A 15,032-nucleotide genomic window follows, 5' to 3' on the forward strand; every position below is an offset into this window, starting at 1 on the left:
CGTGCAGATGAGCAAGATTGGATATGTCGACGGTTTTGTCGCGGCGGTGCCGGCGGCGAACAAGGAACTCTACCTGCAGAATGCGAAGGAGGCCGCTCCCCTGTTTCGCGAATTCGGTGCGACCCGCATCGTGGAGTGCTGGGGCGACGACGTGCCGGAAGGCAAGGTCACCGATTTCCGCGGCGCGGTGAAGGCGACGGACGAGGAGGTCGTCGTCTTCTCCTGGATCGAATACCCCTCGAAGGACGTGCGGGATTCCGCCATGCAGAAGATGATGACCGATCCGCGAATGAAGGAACTTGGCGACCGGATGCCGTTCGACGGCAAGCGGATGATCTTCGGCGGCTTCGCGCCGATCCTCGACACGTGAACGAGCTGGTGCGTGTCGTCCCGCATTCGCTTGCGGGCGGCGCGCCCCAGACGGCAGAACCAGGAGGATCCGATGGCAACCGTTATCCAGCACCTGTGGTTCCGGCAGGACATGGCAGGAGCGCTTGAAACCTATGTCCGGCTGATCCCCGGATCGGCGGTCGAGTGGACGTCGGCGCTGCCGGCCGATTCACCCTCCGGCCCGGCCGGCAGCGTCAAGATCGCCGCCTTCCGGCTCGGCGACCAGCGCTACCGCGCCATCGAGACGGAGGCGCCCTGGAGCTTCAACCACACGTTCTCGGTGATGATGGAGTGCGAGGACCAGGCGGAGGTCGACCGCCTGTGGGACGGGCTCTCGGACGGCGGCGAAATCCAGCAATGCGGCTGGCTGCGCGACCGCTGGGGTCTCTATTGGCAGATCACGCCGCGTCGCCTCACGGAACTGATGGGCGATCCGGATCCGGCGGTCGCCAAGCGCGTCGCCGAAGCCATGCTCACCATGGTGAAGCTGGACATTGCCGGGCTCGAGGCTGCGGCGAGCGGCAGCTAGGGTCCTGCCCCCCGGGGTCAGGAGATCAGCCAGTCCCGCATCAAGGCGGTTACCGCGTCCGGGGCTTCCAGCGTCGGCAGGTGGCCGGCGCCGACGACGGTCTCCAGCCGGGCGCCGGGGATCAGTTCGCTCATCTCCCGGGCGCGATCGGGCGGCGTCAGCCGGTCGCCGGCACCGACGACCACTGTCGTGGGACAGGAAAAGGACGGCAGGTCGGGCCGCGAGTCGGGCCGTGTCAGGATCGACTGCTGCTGGCGGATGAAGGCCTCGGGGCCGGTTGCCTCCGCCATCTGCAAGACGATGTTGCGCAGGGCCGCATCCTCCAGCCGGCTCTCATGGACAATCAGCGGATAGAGGGCCGGGGCCACCTGGGCGAATTTTCCGGCCTCGGCCAGGCTCATCTGGCGGCGGCGATTTTCGGTCTGCTCCGGCAGATCCGGGCGTGCGGTCGTGTCGAGCAGCATCAGCCGCGAGACGCGCTCGGGCGCCCGGCGCATCACCTCCATCGCGACATAGCCGCCCATCGACAGGCCGGCCAGAGCGAAACGCGGCGGCGCCTCGGCAAGCAGGCGCGTGGCGATGGCGGCAACCGTGTCGTCGCTGCGATGATCGGCGACGCTGACCAAGGCGCCGTCGGCGGCAAGTGCCGCGATCTGGGGGGTGAACAGGGCTTCGGTGCAAAGAAGGCCTGGAACGAAAACGAGCGGATCCATGGAGCGTAGGTCTTTCCTCAGGTCGGGCGCGAAAACAGCATCATGTAGTTGACGTCCATGTCCGCCGAGCGCCGCCAACTGTCTGCCAGCGGGTTGTAGCTGACGCCGCAGCGGTCGATCACCTCGAGCCCGGCGGCGGAAAGCGGGCCCTCCAGTTCGTCCGGTCGCACCAGCTTGTCGAAATTGTGGGTACCGACCGGCAGCCAGCGCAGCACGTATTCCGCGCCGACGATGGCGAGCGCATAGGCCTTCAATGTGCGGTTGATGGTGGCCATGAACATGAGCCCGCCGGGTTTCACCAGCCGCGCGCAGGCCTCCAGATAAAGCGGCACGTCGGCGACATGCTCGACAACTTCCATGTTGAGCACGACGTCGTAGAGCTCGCCGGCCTCCGCCAGTGCCTCCGCCGTGGTTGCCCGGTAGTCGATGGCAAGGCCGGACGTGTCTGCATGGATCCTGGCGACCTCGATATTGGTCGCCGACGCATCCGCCCCGGTGACGGTGGCGCCCAGTCGGGCCATGGGTTCGCAAAGCAGGCCGCCGCCGCAGCCGATATCCAGGATGCGCAGGCCGGTGAAGGCGTCGGCAGCCCTCGCGTCGCGGCCGAAGCGGGCCGAGACCTGCTCCTTGATATAGGCAAGGCGCACGGGGTTGAACTTGTGCAGCGGCCGGAACTTTCCGGCCGGATCCCACCACTCGGCAGCCATCGCCGAGAACCGCGCCACTTCGGCGTCGTCGACCGTGCCTTTTGAAGCGTGCCCGAAATCGTCTGCCGCGCTCATGGCTGCGTCTCCCTGTTGGTTCCCGGTTTGGTCGGCGCTCCGGCCGGCTTTGTCAAGCGCGACGGTTGCGGTCGCGCGTCGCAGTCTGTATGGATGTGCGCCGATCCGGACGGCCCGCGCGGGCCGTTCGCCCCAACACCGTTTCGAGACATTCCACGCATCCCATGGCCCGTCTGGTTCTCAAGTTCGGCGGCACGTCCGTCGCCAATCTCGAACGCATCCGCAACGTGGCGCGACATGTGAAACGGGAAGTCGACGCCGGCCATCAGGTCGCCGTCGTCGTCTCCGCCATGGCCGGGGAGACCAACAAGCTGGTTGGCCTCTGCCGCGAGGCGTCGCTGTTGCACGATGCGCGCGAATATGACGCAATCGTCTCGTCCGGCGAGCAGGTGACGAGCGGACTGCTCGCCATCGTGCTGCAGGACATGGGCGTCGAAGCCCGGTCCTGGCAGGGATGGCAGATCGCGCTGAAGACCGATTCCCAGCACGGGGCAGCGCGGATCACCGAGATTGACGGCAGCCGGCTGGTCGAGCGTCTCGAGAAGGGCCAGGTGGCGGTGGTCGCCGGCTTCCAGGGCGTGGCGCCGGACAACCGCATCGCAACGCTCGGGCGCGGCGGCTCCGACACCAGCGCCGTGGCGCTTGCCGCCGCGATCCGGGCCGACCGCTGCGACATCTACACGGATGTCGACGGCGTCTACACGACCGATCCGCGGATCGTTCCGCGCGCCCGCCGGCTCGAGCGCATCGCCTTCGAGGAGATGCTGGAGATGGCCTCGCTGGGCGCCAAGGTGCTGCAGGTGCGCTCGGTCGAGATGGCCATGGTTCACGGGGTGCGCACCTTCGTGCGCTCCAGTTTTGACGACCCGGATGCGCCGCAGGTCGGCGCGGGCGGCCTGCCGCCGGGTACACTCATCTGCGACGAGGACGAGATCGTGGAACAGCAAGTTGTCACCGGCATTGCCTTCGCCAAGGACGAGGCGCAGGTCTCCATCCGCAACGTGGCCGACAAGCCGGGCGTCGCCAGCGCCGTGTTCGGTTCGCTGGCGGACGCCAACATCAATGTCGACATGATCGTCCAGAACATCTCGCCGGACGGGCGTACCACGGACATCACCTTCACGGTGCCCGAGAGCGACTACGACCGGGCCTTCGCGGTCCTGCGCGAGAAGAAGGACCTGATCGGCTACCAGGCGATCGAGGGCGCGCGCGACGTGGTCAAGGTGTCGGTGATCGGCATCGGCATGCGCTCTCACGCGGGCATCGCGGCCCGCTGTTTCCAGGGACTTGCGGACAAGGGTATCAACATCCGCGCGATCACCACGTCGGAGATCAAGATCTCCGTTCTCATCGATTCCGCCTATACCGAGCTTGCGGTGCGGACTCTCCATTCGCTATACGATCTGGACGGGTGAGCGCCCGGCAGATGCCGGCAGCGCTTCGTATCGGGGGCGGCGTGCCGTGTCCCGGACCCGTGCAGACAGTGCGGAAAGGGCTTGACGGGTGATGCGGAGCACTCTCGCCGGGCCGCGCGTGTTGTTGCGGCGTCTCCGCGAGGTCATGGCGGAGCCGATCAATGCGCAGGAGCGGCTCGACAAGATCGTTGTCCTGATCGCGGCCAATGTGGTGGCCGAGGTGTGCTCGGTCTATATCCTGCGCGCCGACGGCGTGCTCGAGCTCTACGCCACCGAGGGCCTCAACCGCGACGCGGTCCACAAGACCAGCCTGAAGGTCGGCGAAGGCCTCGTCGGCCTGATCGCGGCGGATGCGCGCCCACTCAATCTCCCCAATGCCCAGGCGCATCCCGCCTTCGCCTATCGCCCGGAAACGGGCGAGGAGGCCTACAATTCCTTTCTCGGCGTGCCGATCCTGCGTGCGGGACGCACGCTTGGCGTGCTGGTTGTCCAGAACCAGTCGCACCGGACCTATTTCGAGGACGAGGTCGAGGCGCTGCAGACCACGGCGATGGTCATCGCCGAGATGGTCGCCGCCGGCGAACTGGAAGCGATCGTCCAGCAGGGCACCAAGCTCGACCTGTCGCGGCCGATGCATTTCCAGGGTGTGGCGCTGTCGGACGGCGTCGGTCTCGGTCACGTGGTGTTGCATGAGCCGCGCGTCGTCGTCACCAACCTGATCGCGGAGGACGCGACGGCCGAGCTGGAGCGGCTGGAGCGGTCGATCAACCGGCTCAGGATCTCGCTCGACGACCTGCTCAATTCCGGCGATTTTGCCCAGCATGGCGAGCACCGCGAGGTGCTCGAGGCCTATCGCATGTTCGCCCATGATCGCGGCTGGATCCGGAAGATCGAGGAAGCGATCAACAACGGCCTGACGGCGGAAGCCGCGGTGGAGAAGGTTCAGTCGGACACCCGCGCGCGGATGATGCGCCAGACCGACCCCTATCTGCGCGAGCGCCTGCACGATCTCGATGATCTCGCGCACCGGCTGATCCGCGAACTGATGGGCCGCCAGCACGGGCCGGTGTCGGAAAGCCTGCCGCAGGACGCGGTGATCGTTGCCCGCAACATGGGTGCGGCGGAACTGCTCGACTACGGCCGCGACCGCATCCGCGCGATCGCGCTGGAGGAGGGCGGGCCGACCAGCCATGTGACCATCGTCGCCCGGGCGCTGGGCATCGCCGCGGTCGGGCTCGCGGAAAATCTCGTCAGCCTGGCCGAGTCGGGCGACGCCGTGATCGTCGATGGCGAGAGCGGCCAGATCCATCTGCGTCCGCCTTCGGATATCGAGAACGCCTATGCGGAGAAGGTGCGCTTCCGGGCCCGTCGTCAGGCCCAGTACCGCCGCCTGCGCAACAAGCCGTCGATCACGCGCGACGGCGTCGAGGTCTCGCTGCAGCTGAATGCCGGTCTGCTGGTCGACCTGCCGGCGGTCTCCGAATCCGGGGCGAGCGGTGTCGGCCTGTTCCGGACCGAACTCCAGTTCATGGTCGCCTCCGCCTTTCCCAGGATGAGCGAACAAAGGGACTATTACCGGCAGGTGCTGGACGCGGCCGGAGGGCGGCCGGTCACATTCCGAACGCTCGATATCGGCGGCGACAAGGTGCTGCCCTATCTACGTGCCATCCAGGAGGAGAATCCGGCGATGGGCTGGCGGGCGATCCGCTTTGGCCTCGACCGGCCGGGCATCCTGCGCACCCAGATCCGGGCCCTGCTGCATGCCGCAGCCGGCCGCGACCTGAAGATGATGTTCCCGATGGTCACGGATGTCTCCGAATTCCATCAGGCGAAGGCCGTTCTGGATCGCGAGATCAGGCACTTGCGCCGGCACGGGCACCAGGTGCCCGAGCGGATGCAACTCGGCGTGATGATCGAGGTTCCCTCGCTCCTCTACCAGCTCGACGAGCTTTTCCAGGCCGTGGATTTCGCCTCTATCGGTTCCAACGACCTGTTCCAGTTCTTCGCCGCGGTCGACCGCGGCAACACCCGGGTTGCCGACCGCTTCGACACGATGAGCCCGGCCTTCCTGAGAGCGCTGAAGCACATTGTCGACAAGGCCGACAGCTATCGCACGCCGGTGACGCTGTGCGGCGAGATCGCCGGCCGGCCGCTCGAGGCGATGGCACTGGCCGCGCTCGGCTACCGGAACCTGTCGATGTCCGCCTCGGCGCTGGGCCCGGTCAAGGCGATGGTGCGATCCCTCGACCTCGCCCGCCTGTCGGTGCGTTTCCTGCCGCGTCTCGACCAGCCGGGCGGCACCGGGAACCTGCGCGAGTTCCTGCGCGGTTTCGCACAGGACAACGACACGGCGTTGTAGCGAGGCGCAGTCCCGCTGCTGCTCCGGTCCCGCCGATCCGCCGGGACCCTGTTCCCGCACTCGTTTCCGACCCGCTTTCAATCAAGGATGCTGACACGCCATGATCTCGGCGGAAAAACTCGATGGTCTCCTGTCCCGGTTCGCCGAAATCGAATACCGGATGACCCAGAATCCCGACCCCGTCACCTATGTGAAGCTGTCGCGCGACTATGCCGAGCTCGAACCGCTCGTTGCCCGGGTGATGTCGCTGCGCAAGGCGGAGGAGGAGCTTGCCGGTGTCGAGGCGATGCTGGCGGACCCCGCCGCCGATGCCGAGATGCGCGCGCTTGCCGAACTCGAGCAGACGGAGCTTGAGGACAGCGTCGAGGCGCTGCGGCAGGAGGTGCGCATCGGCTTCCTGCCGCGCGATAGCGCCGATGACCGCAACGTCATCCTGGAGGTGCGGGCCGGCACGGGCGGTGACGAAGCGGCGCTTTTCGCGGGCGACCTCTTCCGCATGTATCAGCGCCATGCGCAATTGAAGGGCTGGAAGGTGGAGATCCTGTCGGCGAGCGAGGGCGAGGTCGGCGGTTTCAAGGAAGTGATCGCGTCCGTTTCCGGCGACCAGATCTTCGCGCGGCTGAAATTCGAGTCCGGTGTGCACCGGGTCCAGCGGGTGCCGGAAACGGAATCGGGCGGGCGTATCCACACCTCGGCGGCGACCGTTGCGGTGTTGCCGCAGGCCGAGGATGTGGACGTGGAAATCAATGACGGCGATCTGCGCATCGACACGTTCCGCGCCTCTGGCGCCGGTGGTCAGCACGTCAACACCACCGATTCTGCCGTTCGCATCACACATATCCCGACCGGTATCGTCGTCGCGGTGCAGGACGAGCGTTCGCAGCACAAGAACAAGGCCAAGGCGTTGCAGCTGCTGCGCGCCCGCATCTTCGACGAGGAGCGGGCAAGGCTTGCCAGCGAACGAACCGAGGCGCGTCGCCTGCAGGTCGGCTCCGGCGATCGCTCGGAGCGCATCCGCACCTACAATTTTCCGCAAGGGCGGGTGACCGATCACCGCATCGGCCTGACGCTCTACAAGCTGCCGGAAATCATCTCGGGCGAGGCGCTGGACGAGGTGATCGACGCACTGGCCATGGACCATCAGGCGACGCTGCTCGCGGCGGAAGGTCTGTGACGGGACGGCGGGAAGGCTCGGGTCCGCCGGTCCCGCTCGGCCGGTTGGTTCGCGAGGCGCGGGACAGGCTGGCAGCCGGGGGTGTCGACAATGCCGCGCTCGACGCGCGGCTCCTGGTGACGGCGGCCGCCGGGCTCGACCCTTCACGGGCCGTGCTGGAGCCCGATCTTGAAATAGGGGCCGAGATCCTTGCCACCGCGACCGGGTTCGTTGATCGCCGGCTTGGCGGGGAGCCCGTGGGCCGCATCCTCGGCCGGCGCGAGTTCTGGGGGCTGGAGCTGGCGCTGTCGCCGGAAACGCTCGAGCCGCGACCCGACACCGAACGGCTTGTCGAGGCGGTGCTGGACTGGTGCGACCAGACGGGCGGGCGAGAGCGCACGCTTCGTTTTGCCGATATCGGCACCGGGAGCGGTGCCATCGCCATCGCGCTGCTTAGCGAACTGCCGCGAGCGGTCGCGCTTGCCGTCGATATCGCACAGGGCGCGCTGGTGACGGCGCGCGGCAATGCCGTGCGTTGCGGCGTCGGGGAGCGGTTCCTGGCGGCGCGGGCGGATCTTGCGGCGGCAATTGTGCCCGGGCTCGATTTCCTTGTCTCGAACCCGCCCTATATATCCACCGCAGAGGCCGCAGGGCTCAGGCCCGAAGTGGCGCGTCACGATCCTGCGCTCGCTCTTTTCGCCGGGCCGGAGGGGCTCGACGCCTATGCGTCGATGCTGCCGGAGGGGCACCGCGTGCTTGGCCGATTCGCCCCGTTTTTCATGGAGACGGGAGCCGATCAGGCTGCGGCCGTCAGCCGGCTGGCGCGCGCTGCCGGCTTTGAGGATATCGAAGTATTTCAAGATCTTGCCGGACGCGATCGGGTCGTACAGGCGAGATGTGTTGCAAAATAGCGGCAGAATCGGCGCTTTTGAAAAAGACGCTTGGAAAAGCGGGCGGAACCGGCTAGTTTCACCTCGCCGAGGCCCGACGGGGGTGGCGTAGAAAGCCACGGGTAGGCAGATCGGAAGTTTCGAGACTTTTCGTTCCGGCCACAACTCGTATCGCATGGCGGAGTACACCGTCGGCAGGACTGCTCCGGCGACCTTGAGGTCGGGGGCACTCGGCAATGGCCTGTTCAAGATGAACCCTTAAAGTCTTGCGGGGATATTCGGCGGTTGCCGAATGTCGTCCATACCAAGGTCTCTTGTTCGGATCACGCAACACCGGCTTCGTGTCGTTGCGATTCATGGAGCCGACCCCACTGCGGGTCGGACTGTTGACCGGATTCAACCGGTCGCCGTTCGTGAGAGAAAACGGCAGAATGAGACCAGGAAATCAGAACAACAAACGTATTCGTGGCCGGGGCCGCAAGGGACCGAATCCGCTTTCGCGGACGTATGAGTCGAACGGCCCCGATGTGAAGATCCGCGGAACCGCGCATCACGTCGCCGAGAAATACCAGCAGCTGGCGCGTGACGCCGCCGCCGCGGGCGACCGGGTGATGTCGGAAAATTATTTCCAGCACGCAGAGCATTATCTCCGGATCATCGCTGCGGCGCAGCAGAGCATGCACCAGCCCGTGGTCCTGCCGCGTGGTGACGATGGCGACGAGGAGAGCGACGAGGCGGAGGAGCGGAACGAGCGCGCGGAGCGCAGCGAACGCAATGACCGCCGCGAACGCGATGATCGCCGCGAACGCGATGATCGCCGTGAACGTGATGCGTCGCCGCCGACGCCGGGCAAGCCGGTGATGCCGCTCGATGCGCCGCAGCCCTTTGTCGAGAACATGCCGGTGCTGAACAGCAAGTCGGCAGGTGCCGGACAGTCGGCGGGAGCCTCGCAGCAGGACGGCGGTGACGACGAGGGGTCCGACGACAACGGTGACGGCGACGACCGCAGCCGGCGCAGGGTGCGCGGCGCACGGGGTCGCGGCATGCGCCGCGCCCGTTCGGGCGGTGGCGACGATACCGGGTCCGACACGACGGGCAGTGCCGAGGCTGGTGGCGGCGACGCCGCGCCGGCGGCGGAAGCCGCTCCCGCCCCGGCTGAGGGCGAGCCTGAAAAGAAGCCGAGGGCCCGCCGCGCGCCGCGCGCGCGCAGCGCCAAGCCGGCGGAAGCGGAAACGGCCTCCAGCGACGCGTGAGGCCGGCGCCCGACATGGCCGGTTTGCCATGATGAGGCGCTGTCGGAACGCTTGCCGGCAACAAGACAGAAAAGGGTCGCGGTTTCGCCGCGGCCCTTTTTCTTTGCCGGTTCTTTCCCGGCCGTGGCGTTTGCCGGGCTCCGCGAGCCGTGAAAAATCGGGTCGTCTACGGGCTTCCCCTCTTTTGTGGTCGAAATGCAACACTATATCCTGTGGGCGGCCGCGAGATGGCCGTGCGGGTGCCGTGAAGGGCCCGCAGTCCGAAAAGGCTTTCTTGCTTCGGGAGATGGCCGGTTCTGGAGGTAAGCATGGATTTCGAGAAATACACCGAGAGGGCCCGCGGCTTCGTTCAGTCCGCGCAGTCCCACGCCATCGGGCAGTCGCACCAGCAATTCGCGCCCGAGCACATTCTCAAGGTTCTGCTGGATGACCCGGAAGGGCTCGCAGCGGGCCTGATCGAGCGCGCCGGCGGGCGGGCCAAGGACGCGCTTGCCGCGACCGAGAAAGCCCTTGCCGGCCTGCCGAAGGTTTCGGGTGGCGGCGGGCAGCTGTATCTGGCGCCCGCGCTCGCGCAGGTGTTCGACCAGGCGGAGAAGATCGCCCAGAAGGCGGGCGATTCCTACGTCACTGTCGAGCGCCTGCTGCTGGCGCTGGCCATGGCCAAGGAAACCGACGCGGGCAAGGCGCTTGCGGCTGCCGATGTCACACCGGCACGGCTCAACGAGGCGATCAACGACCTGCGCAAGGGACGAACGGCCGACAGCGCATCGGCGGAAAACCAGTATGACGCGCTGAAGAAATATGCGCGCGACCTGACCCAGGTGGCGCGCGACGGCAAACTCGATCCGGTGATCGGCCGTGACGACGAGATCCGCCGCACCATGCAGGTGCTGTCGCGGCGGACGAAGAACAATCCGGTGCTGATCGGCGATCCCGGCGTGGGCAAGACCGCCATCGCGGAAGGCCTGGCGCTCAGGATCGTCAATGGCGACGTGCCGGAGAGCCTGAAGGACAAGAAGCTTCTGGCTCTCGATCTCGGCGCGCTGATCGCGGGTGCGAAATATCGCGGCGAGTTCGAGGAGCGGCTGAAGGCGGTCCTGTCGGAAGTGCAGTCCGCGGCCGGCGGCATCATCCTGTTCATCGACGAGATGCACACGCTGGTCGGTGCCGGCAAGGCGGATGGCGCAATGGATGCGTCGAACCTGCTGAAACCGGCGCTGGCGCGCGGCGAATTGCATTGCGTCGGCGCGACGACGCTGGACGAATACCGCAAGCATGTCGAGAAGGACGCGGCGCTGGCGCGGCGCTTCCAGCCGGTCTTCGTGTCGGAGCCGACGGTGGAGGACACGATCTCGATCCTGCGCGGCATCAAGGAAAAATACGAGCTGCATCACGGCGTTCGGATCACCGATTCGGCGGTCGTTGCGGCTGCGACGCTGTCGAACCGCTACATCACCGACCGGTTCCTGCCCGACAAGGCGATCGACCTGATCGACGAAGCGGCCAGCCGTTTGCGCATGCAGGTCGACAGCAAGCCGGAGGAACTGGACGAACTCGACCGGCGGATCATCCAGCTGAAGATCGAGCGCGAGGCGCTGAAGAAGGAGACGGATGACGCGACCATCGACCGGCTCGACCGGCTCGAGGGCGAACTCGCCGATCTGGAGGAGGAGTCCGCCGCGCTGACCGCACGCTGGCAGGGCGAGAAGGAAAAGCTTTCCTCCGAGCAGAAGCTCAAGGAGCAGCTGGACCTGGCCCGCATTGATCTGGAGAAGGCGCAGCGCCAGGGCGATCTCGCCAAGGCCGGCGAAATCGCCTATGGCGTGATCCCGGGCCTGGAAAAGGCCCTGGCCGATGCGGAAGCCAAGGAAGACGTCGCCGGGGCGATGGTCGAGGAGGCGGTGACCACCGATCATGTCGCCCATATCGTGTCCCGCTGGACCGGCATTCCTGTCGACAGGATGCTGGAGGGCGAGCGCGAGAAGCTTCTGCGGATGGAAGACGAACTGGCGCAGCGGGTGATCGGGCAGCAGGAAGCGGTGCATGCTGTGTCGACGGCGGTGCGGCGCGCGCGCGCCGGATTGCAGGATCCGAACCGGCCGATCGGCTCGTTCCTGTTCCTGGGTCCGACGGGCGTGGGCAAGACCGAGCTGACCAAGGCCCTGGCCGAGTTCCTGTTCGACGACGAGACCGCGATGGTGCGCCTCGACATGTCGGAATACATGGAGAAGCACTCCGTCGCCCGGCTGATCGGCGCGCCTCCGGGCTATGTCGGCTACGAGGAAGGCGGGGCGCTGACCGAGGCGGTGCGCCGGCGGCCCTATCAGGTCATCCTGTTCGACGAGATCGAGAAGGCGCATTCGGATGTCTTCAACGTGCTGCTGCAAGTGCTGGATGACGGCCGCCTGACCGACGGGCAGGGACGTACGGTCGACTTCCGCAACACATTGATCGTCCTGACATCCAATCTCGGGTCCGAGTATCTGGTGGGACAACCGGACGGCGAGGATTCCTCCGCCGTGCGCGATCAGGTGATGGCGGTTGTGCGTTCGGCCTTCCGGCCCGAATTCCTGAACCGGCTGGATGACCAGATCCTGTTCCACCGGCTGCAGCGCACGCAGATGGCGGCGATCGTCGACATCCAGCTGAAGCGGCTGGAAGGCCTGCTGGCCGATCGCAAGATCCGGCTGGTTCTGGACGAGAGCGCGCGTGGCTGGCTGGCCGAAAAGGGTTACGATCCCGCCTATGGCGCAAGGCCGCTGAAGCGGGTCATCCAGCGCGAGGTGCAGGATCCGCTCGCCGAGCTGATCCTCGCCGGCAAGATCGCCGATGGCCAGTCGGTCGAAGCCTCGTCCGGGTCCGACCGGTTGCTGTTCAAGGTGGCGGAGCGCGAGGCGGCCGCCGCCTGAAGAGGCATGTTGCGACGGCTTCAGGTCGACAGGAAACGAAGGCCCCGGGTGCAGAAACCCGGGGCCTTCTTGTCATTCGTCCCGGAAAACCCGGTGCGGATCAGCGGGCGTCGGTCAGTCGGTGACAGCGGCCGAGGCGATGCGCGAGGGACCGGCAGCCCGGTCGATCAATGCATCGATACGTTCGCGCTCGCGGTTGAAGGCGGCAAGCAGGTCTCCGTCGAGAACCCGGCCGCGTGGCAGCCGGATGCGCATCGGGTTGACGAAGCGGCCGTTGACCTTGACCTCGTAATGGAGGTGCGGACCGGTCGACAAGCCGGTTGAGCCGACATAGCCGATCACCTGTCCCTGGCGGACCCGCGCGCCTTCCTGGACGCCGTCCGCGAAGCTCGTCTGGTGGCTGTAGGTGGTCTCGTAGCCGTTGGCATGGCTGATCTCGATCCGCCGGCCGTAACCGGAAACCCAGCGGGCCTTCGACACGACGCCATTACCGGCAGCCATGATCGGCGTGCCGCGCTGGGCCGACCAGTCGACGCCGTTGTGCATGCGGGTGACACCGATGATCGGATGGCGGCGCAGGCCGAAGCCGGAGCGGTACTGGCCGCCGGACAGGGGCTTGCGCATCAGGAACTTCTTCGCGCTCTTGCCGCTCTCGTCATAGAAATCGACGACGCCATCGTCCGGCGTGCGAAACCGGTAGAAGCGGCGGGTGGCACCGCGCGTGGTCAGGGCGGTGTAGAGGATCTCGGCGGGAACGTCGTCGCCACCCTGTTCCAGCCCGTAGAAGACCTCGAAGGAATCGCCCGGTTTCACACGCGACTTGAAGTCGACATCGAAGGAGAAGATGCGCACAAGGTCGGCGATCAGGTCGGCCTCGACCTGCTGTTCCAGTGCGGTCTGGTAGAGGCTGTCATAGATGGTCGGCGTGGTGCCGGCATAGCCGACGCGGTCGGCCTCGGCGAAGGCGTCGGCAAGGAAGGTGTCGGGCGCCTCGGCCGGCACGAACTCGCCGGTGTCGGACCTTGCGATGGTGGCACGGTGCTCCGTGTCGGCATAGAGGCTGACGCGCTGGGGCTGCATGCGTCCCGCCTCGTCCGGGCTCGGCGCGAGCGCGATGCGCAGCCGCTGGCCGGCATCCAGCTTTTCGATCCCGAATTCGCGCACGAAGGCATCGACAATATCGGCGGCCTCCTCCTCGCTGGCGGAATTGGCGATGAGGGCTTCCTGGAACGTCTCCTCGCCGGTGACGGGAACGATCTTCTCTTCCATGCCGGCGAAGACATCCGTCGTGTCGCTTTTGGAAACGAAGGACACGTTTTCCGGCGTGATGCGGACCGTCAGGCGGGAAAGCTCCGGCTGCTGGGCCAGGTTGAAGTCGAAACGGCCGGGATCGATGACCGGGCCGGAGGCCTCGTCGATGGCGTTGCCGGACAGGAAACGCGCCGACTGGCGCACGAACTGTTCGATCTCCAGTTCCTCATAGCCGGCATCGGCGGTGGCCAGAGGATTGTCGACGGGAAAATCGCGGCTGCTGATCGTTACCTCGCCCTCCACCCGCGCGTCATAGACAGCGTCGCTGACCGCGCGCACCGGGATGACGGTGTTGTCGGAAAAAAGCTTGAGCGGGTTGAAGGGAGGGATTTCGTCGGTGGTCTCGCGCGAGGCGCGGGTTGCGAGCGTGGCGGTGACCAGCGCATAGGGGCGCAGCTTGATGTGGTCGCGCCCGTCGATGCGGTTGACGGTGGAAACCGGGATCACCTGGCGGTTGGAATACTGGGCAGCCGCGCGGATCACCCGGTCGCCCTTGGCCGTGCCGTTGCCCAGTCCCGGGGCGCGGGCGGGTTCGTCGACATTGCCGCGCGAGGGAGCGGCGGCAACCTCGTACTGGCCGTCCAGCGCCGCGAAGAGGGCGCCGCCCATCAAGGTGACCGACGTCAGCCCGGTGAGCACCGAGCCGGTCAGCCATCTCAGACTGACCCGCCGCCGGTCGGGCAGCTGGTCGCGCTCGTCATAGACCATGAGCGGTGGTTCATCGCCCAGGTCGACCTGATCGCGGTGTGTCGCGCCGAGATGCATCGCGTCCTTCTCGTCATTCCGGTAATCCGACGCGGAAAATGCGCTCGTCGAGCGGCATGCGCCGGATAAATCTGTCCTTCAGGCCCGCCCGGGCCTGTTCCCTGCAATGGCGTGCCGGTCGCTGTTGCCCCGGCGATGCGGCAGGCCGTGATGATCCGCCGGACGGGAGCCCTTGTCCCGGTTCCGGCGCGCAAGCGGATTGCGCAAAACCGATGGCCGATCGCGCCGGCTTCGGGACCCCCCTCACGCGGGCGCGCGGTTCCATATTAGAAACCCCGATGGACAAGAGCAATCTGGCGTATTTGTGACGAGCTGCCGGATTGGTGGCGGCTCGGTCATTTTTACAGGATCCGGTGTGGGGTCCGACCGGAAGGGCCGTGAGGGGGGCAATGGAGAGCGCAAAGCCGCCGCGGAGCCCTGGCGGCTCCGGCCTCCGGTGTGCCCGGGTGCCTGCTTTTGTGTTTTCGGGCCTGGGATCATGGGGTTTGTTGCCGACGTTCTGATGACGGTTTTGTTGTGTTTGGGTTTGTTTTTTGGGTTTTGGCTGGCTCTGGATTGTTTGT

Annotated in this window: 11 protein-coding genes; 8 read left to right on the forward strand and 3 right to left on the reverse strand. The window is 66.5% G+C overall.

Going from position 1 to position 15,032, the window contains the following annotated elements:
* Window positions 1–16 precede the first annotated feature (16 nt).
* Window positions 17–370, forward strand: coding sequence for a DUF1428 domain-containing protein (locus ACN0T5_RS14775; RefSeq protein ID WP_417769381.1), 354 nt, complete (start codon window positions 17–19; stop codon window positions 368–370).
* 72 nt (window positions 371–442) lie between these two features.
* A complete protein-coding gene (locus ACN0T5_RS14780; RefSeq protein WP_417769370.1) occupies window positions 443–919 on the forward strand; it encodes a VOC family protein in 477 nt (158 codons plus the stop codon).
* Between the two features lie 17 nt (window positions 920–936).
* On the opposite strand, the gene ACN0T5_RS14785 is transcribed toward ACN0T5_RS14780, so the two are convergent.
* Together ACN0T5_RS14785 and ubiG are read right to left on the reverse strand one after the other, a co-directional pair.
* Window positions 937–1,632: an alpha/beta fold hydrolase gene (locus tag ACN0T5_RS14785; protein WP_417769371.1), complete on the reverse strand. Its 696-nt coding sequence runs from the start codon at window positions 1,630–1,632 to the stop codon at window positions 937–939.
* A gap of 17 nt (window positions 1,633–1,649) precedes the next feature.
* Window positions 1,650–2,414, reverse strand: coding sequence for a bifunctional 2-polyprenyl-6-hydroxyphenol methylase/3-demethylubiquinol 3-O-methyltransferase UbiG (ubiG, locus tag ACN0T5_RS14790; protein WP_417769372.1), 765 nt, complete (start codon window positions 2,412–2,414; stop codon window positions 1,650–1,652).
* 164 nt (window positions 2,415–2,578) lie between these two features.
* Between ubiG and ACN0T5_RS14795 the strand changes: the two genes are divergently transcribed.
* The 6 genes from ACN0T5_RS14795 to clpB all read left to right on the forward strand — a co-directional run bounded on the left by ACN0T5_RS14795 (window position 2,579) and on the right by clpB (window position 12,393).
* Window positions 2,579–3,829 (forward strand): aspartate kinase, encoded by a 1,251-nt coding sequence (locus ACN0T5_RS14795; RefSeq protein ID WP_417769373.1) that lies wholly within the window; start codon window positions 2,579–2,581, stop codon window positions 3,827–3,829.
* Window positions 3,830–3,920: 91 nt separating this feature from the next.
* Window positions 3,921–6,188: a phosphoenolpyruvate--protein phosphotransferase gene (gene ptsP / locus ACN0T5_RS14800; RefSeq protein WP_417769374.1), complete on the forward strand. Its 2,268-nt coding sequence runs from the start codon at window positions 3,921–3,923 to the stop codon at window positions 6,186–6,188.
* Between the two features lie 100 nt (window positions 6,189–6,288).
* The gene (gene prfA / locus ACN0T5_RS14805; RefSeq protein WP_417769375.1) at window positions 6,289–7,362 is read left to right on the forward strand and encodes a peptide chain release factor 1; all 1,074 of its coding nucleotides are present in this window, start codon (window positions 6,289–6,291) and stop codon (window positions 7,360–7,362) included.
* Complete coding sequence (prmC, locus tag ACN0T5_RS14810; protein WP_417769376.1) at window positions 7,359–8,252, forward strand: peptide chain release factor N(5)-glutamine methyltransferase; 894 nt, start codon at window positions 7,359–7,361, stop codon at window positions 8,250–8,252. Before prfA ends, prmC begins: the two co-directional genes overlap by 4 nt.
* A 365-nt stretch (window positions 8,253–8,617) precedes the next feature.
* The gene (locus ACN0T5_RS14815) at window positions 8,618–9,484 is read left to right on the forward strand and encodes a DUF4167 domain-containing protein (RefSeq protein ID WP_417769377.1); all 867 of its coding nucleotides are present in this window, start codon (window positions 8,618–8,620) and stop codon (window positions 9,482–9,484) included.
* A gap of 308 nt (window positions 9,485–9,792) precedes the next feature.
* Window positions 9,793–12,393 (forward strand): ATP-dependent chaperone ClpB, encoded by a 2,601-nt coding sequence (clpB, locus tag ACN0T5_RS14820; protein ID WP_417769378.1) that lies wholly within the window; start codon window positions 9,793–9,795, stop codon window positions 12,391–12,393.
* A 114-nt stretch (window positions 12,394–12,507) separates the two neighbouring features.
* Here clpB and ACN0T5_RS14825 read toward each other — a convergent pair whose 3' ends face one another.
* Window positions 12,508–14,469: a M23 family metallopeptidase gene (locus tag ACN0T5_RS14825; protein ID WP_417769379.1), complete on the reverse strand. Its 1,962-nt coding sequence runs from the start codon at window positions 14,467–14,469 to the stop codon at window positions 12,508–12,510.
* Window positions 14,470–15,032: the final 563 nt, after the last annotated feature.

Origin of the sequence: Stappia sp. (assembly GCF_048261845.1) — a bacterium.
Classification (GTDB): Bacteria; Pseudomonadota; Alphaproteobacteria; order Rhizobiales; family Stappiaceae; genus Stappia.

What these genes read in the sequence shown, in the direction of transcription:
- ubiG (WP_417769372.1), bottom strand. Translation starts at nt 2,414, where the DNA reads ATGAGCGCGGCAGACGATTTCGGGCACGCTTCAAAAGGCACGGTCGAC.
- ACN0T5_RS14795 (WP_417769373.1), top strand. Translation starts at nt 2,579, where the DNA reads ATGGCCCGTCTGGTTCTCAAGTTCGGCGGCACGTCCGTCGCCAATCTC.
- ACN0T5_RS14785 (WP_417769371.1), bottom strand. Translation starts at nt 1,632, where the DNA reads ATGGATCCGCTCGTTTTCGTTCCAGGCCTTCTTTGCACCGAAGCCCTG.
- ptsP (WP_417769374.1), top strand. Translation starts at nt 3,921, where the DNA reads ATGCGGAGCACTCTCGCCGGGCCGCGCGTGTTGTTGCGGCGTCTCCGC.
- ACN0T5_RS14780 (WP_417769370.1), top strand. Translation starts at nt 443, where the DNA reads ATGGCAACCGTTATCCAGCACCTGTGGTTCCGGCAGGACATGGCAGGA.
- prfA (WP_417769375.1), top strand. Translation starts at nt 6,289, where the DNA reads ATGATCTCGGCGGAAAAACTCGATGGTCTCCTGTCCCGGTTCGCCGAA.
- clpB (WP_417769378.1), top strand. Translation starts at nt 9,793, where the DNA reads ATGGATTTCGAGAAATACACCGAGAGGGCCCGCGGCTTCGTTCAGTCC.
- ACN0T5_RS14825 (WP_417769379.1), bottom strand. Translation starts at nt 14,469, where the DNA reads ATGCATCTCGGCGCGACACACCGCGATCAGGTCGACCTGGGCGATGAA.